This window comes from Falsiroseomonas sp. RANM36, assembly GCF_056682175.1.
Genome location: NZ_JBWXTD010000003.1, coordinates 652,939 through 655,894 on the forward strand (window position 1 = coordinate 652,939; position 2,956 = coordinate 655,894).

4 protein-coding genes and 1 tRNA gene are annotated in these 2,956 nt (G+C 72.4%); 3 read left to right on the forward strand and 2 right to left on the reverse strand.

Annotated features, from left to right (window positions below):
* Positions 1–153: 153 nt before the first annotated feature.
* On the reverse strand, positions 154–609 hold the full coding sequence (locus AC1MIR_RS07900) for a cytochrome c (RefSeq protein WP_480027630.1): 456 nt from the start codon (positions 607–609) through the stop codon (positions 154–156).
* A gap of 178 nt (positions 610–787) precedes the next feature.
* Here AC1MIR_RS07900 and AC1MIR_RS07905 point away from each other — a divergent pair.
* A tRNA-Pro gene (locus AC1MIR_RS07905) sits at positions 788–864 on the forward strand.
* A 57-nt stretch (positions 865–921) separates the two neighbouring features.
* Here AC1MIR_RS07905 and AC1MIR_RS07910 read toward each other — a convergent pair.
* A complete protein-coding gene (locus AC1MIR_RS07910; RefSeq protein ID WP_480027631.1) occupies positions 922–1,116 on the reverse strand; it encodes a DUF2842 domain-containing protein in 195 nt (64 codons plus the stop codon).
* 231 nt (positions 1,117–1,347) lie between these two features.
* Between AC1MIR_RS07910 and AC1MIR_RS07915 the strand changes: the two genes are divergently transcribed.
* Positions 1,348–1,863: an adenine phosphoribosyltransferase gene (locus AC1MIR_RS07915; RefSeq protein WP_480028725.1), complete on the forward strand. Its 516-nt coding sequence runs from the start codon at positions 1,348–1,350 to the stop codon at positions 1,861–1,863.
* The coding region (locus AC1MIR_RS07920; protein WP_480027632.1) for a PAS domain-containing protein at positions 1,844–2,956 on the forward strand (1,113 nt) is incomplete at its 3' end. The genes AC1MIR_RS07915 and AC1MIR_RS07920, both read left to right, overlap by 20 nt.

Genomic DNA, 2,956 nt, shown 5'->3' on the forward strand with positions numbered 1-2,956 from the left:
CCCCGGGGCGGCCGGGGCGGGGGGGGGCCAACCGGTGGCCCGCGGCCGCGCGGCGGGGGGGGGCGGCGGGACTGGTATGGTGGATTTCCGCCCTGCGGCCGCCGTCAAGCTTCTGAAGCGAACGACGCGCGCCGGGGACCGGCCGTTACGACGTCAGCGGGCGCGGAAACGCTGGTGGCAGTCGGCGCAGATCTGCCCGGCCTGGCGCAGCATGTCTGCGGTGACGCCGCCGGAGGCCGCCGATGCCTTCATCGCGGTCAGCTGCCGCACCATGTCGGCGGCGAGCGCATCGAAGGCCGCGCGGTTCGGCTCGATGGCGGCCAGCGCGCGCGTCTGCCCGTCGCCACGGCCCGCCGCGACCGGCGGGGTCAGGCTTGCGGCCGGATAGAGCGCATCGAGGTTGCCGTAGAAGGCGATGATCCGGTCGGCCCGCTCCGCGATCGGCGCCTGGTCGCCGCGCGCCTGGAGGATCCCGTTGATGGCCTCCAGGTGACGGCCCATCTCCCGCATGCCGTTCTTGCGTTCGGCGATGAGGTTCTCCTGCGCCAGGGCGGCGCCAGCCATTCCCACCGCCGCGGCGATCGCCGCCGCCGTCATCCATGCCCGCATCTATAACCCTCCCTTGGGACAAGGTTAGCCTTGCAGGCATCGTCCGGGTGCGCAACGGCGGGTTGCGTGACGAAGCGTTGCGCCCGGCTTGCCGCGCCGCGGGGGCTTCGCTATACGGCCGGCCTCGCTGCGACGCTGCCGCGCGATGAAGCCGCCCCTTGCGGGGCCGGCGCCATGCCGGAGTGTAGCTCAGCCTGGTAGAGCACTGTGTTCGGGACGCAGGGGCCGGAGGTTCGAATCCTCTCACTCCGACCAGACGGCGCGCCGCGCGAGAACCCCGCCAGGGATGCATCCCTGGCGGGGTTTTTTCGTTCAGCCGTCGGCGCGCGCGGCCCAGAACATCAGCTTCCGCGCCGGCCACACCCAGGCGATGCCGGCAACGGTGAAATAGATCAGCTCGATCAGCCAGTGCCGTTGCAGCACCCAGTCCGCCGCCGCCACCACCACGCCGACATAGAGCAGGAAACCGGACAGGCCGAGGATCAGGGCGAGCAACGGGCGCGACATGCCGGCGATGTGGCCCGGCGCCGGGCGCCTGCCAAGGGCCGCGCGCCCGTTGCGGCCGGCTGCCGCGGGGCGTAGCCTGACCCGCGAGGAAGGCAATCGGTTCCGGGCGTGCCGTGGCAGGACGGGCGTCCTGCGGCTGTGCGCATTCCGCCCCGACAGACGAGCGCGACGCCGAAGATGGACGACAAGACGAGCCCCGCCGCGCTGTCGCGGCTGGACGCCGATCCCGACATCGACCTGAAGGACCACATCCGCGGCATCCCGGATTTCCCGAAGCCCGGCATCCTCTTCTACGACATCTCCACCCTGCTGCGGCACGGCCACGCGTGGCGCACCGCGATGGGGCGCCTGGCCGAGCGGATCGCCCCCCGCAAGCCCGACGTGCTCGCCGGCATCGAAAGCCGAGGCTTCCTCGTCGCCGCGCCGCTGGCGCTGGAACTCGGCCTCGGCTTCGTGATGCTGCGCAAGCCGCGCAAGCTGCCGGGCCTCACCATCGGGCTGAACTATGCGCTGGAATACGGCACCGACCGCATCGAGATGCAGGCGGACGCCGTGCAGCGGGGGCAGCGCGTCGTGGTGCTGGACGACCTGCTCGCGACCGGCGGGACCATGTCGGCCGGCATCTCCCTGCTGCGCCAGGCCGGCGCTATCGTGCCCTGCGCCGCCTGCCTGATCGAGCTCACATTCCTCAAGGGGCGCGACCGTCTCGATGTCCCGTTCGAAGCGCTTGTCGCCTACGACAGCTGATCGGGGGGCGCCCGACGGCGCCGCCGCGATCGCCGAGGCCGGGCGCTTCTCCGCGGCGATCGCCGCCGCCGTCGCCGCCGCGCCGACCGGGGTGGTGATCTCCGATCCCAACCTGCCGGACTGCCCGATCGTCTTCGCCAACCCGGCCTTCTACCGCATCACCGGCTATGCGCCGGAAGAGGTGCTGGGCCGCAACTGCCGCTTCCTCCAGGGGCCGGGCACCGCCGCGGCGGATGTCCGCGCGATCCGCGAGGCGATCGCCGCGCCGCGGCCGATCGACATCCGCCTGGTCAACTACCGCCGCGACGGCAGCCGCTTCGTCAACGAGCTGCACATCTCCCCGGTGCGGGATGCGGACGGGAATCTGGTGTATTTCCTGGGCATCCAGCACGACGTGACCGAGCGCGTGCGCGCCGAGGAGGCCGCGCGTCGTGCGCAGCGCGCGGAAACGCTGGCCCGCCGCGCCGCCGAGCGCGCCAGCGCCGAGAAATCCGACTTCCTCGCCTTCGTCAGCCATGAGGTGCGCACGCCGCTGAACGGGGTGCTGGGCACGCTCTCGCTGCTGCTCGACACGCCGCTCGATTCCGAGCAGCGCGCCTATGCCGAGACCGCGCGGCGATCGGGCGAGACGCTGCTCTGGACCGTCAACGAGCTGCTGGATCTCTCCCGCATCGAGGCCGGCAAGCTGGAGCTCGAGGAGGTCGGCTTCGAGCTCGCCCAGCCGGTGCGGGAGGTGCTGTCGCTGCAGGCGGCCGCGGCGGCGGACAAGGGGCTCAGGCTGACCGCCAGCCTCGATGCGACGCTGCCCGCCTGGGTGATGGGCGATCCGGGGCGGCTCCGGCAGGTGCTGATGAACCTGGTGGACAACGCCATCAAGTTCACCGCCGCCGGCAGCGTGGAGATCCGCGTGACGCGCGACGGCGCGCGGATGGATTTCGCCGTGCGCGACACCGGCCCCGGGATCTCCGCGGCGGTGCGGCGGCGCCTGTTCCGCCGCTTCCAGCAGGCCGATGCCGGCACCGCGCGCCGGCATGGCGGATCGGGGCTCGGCCTGATGATCTGCCGCCGGCTGGTCGGACTGATGGGCGGCGAG

Excerpts from the sequence above, each read along its gene's own strand:
- AC1MIR_RS07900 (WP_480027630.1), bottom strand. The coding sequence starts at position 609 with ATGCGGGCATGGATGACGGCGGCGGCGATCGCCGCGGCGGTGGGAATG.
- AC1MIR_RS07910 (WP_480027631.1), bottom strand. The coding sequence starts at position 1,116 with ATGTCGCGCCCGTTGCTCGCCCTGATCCTCGGCCTGTCCGGTTTCCTG.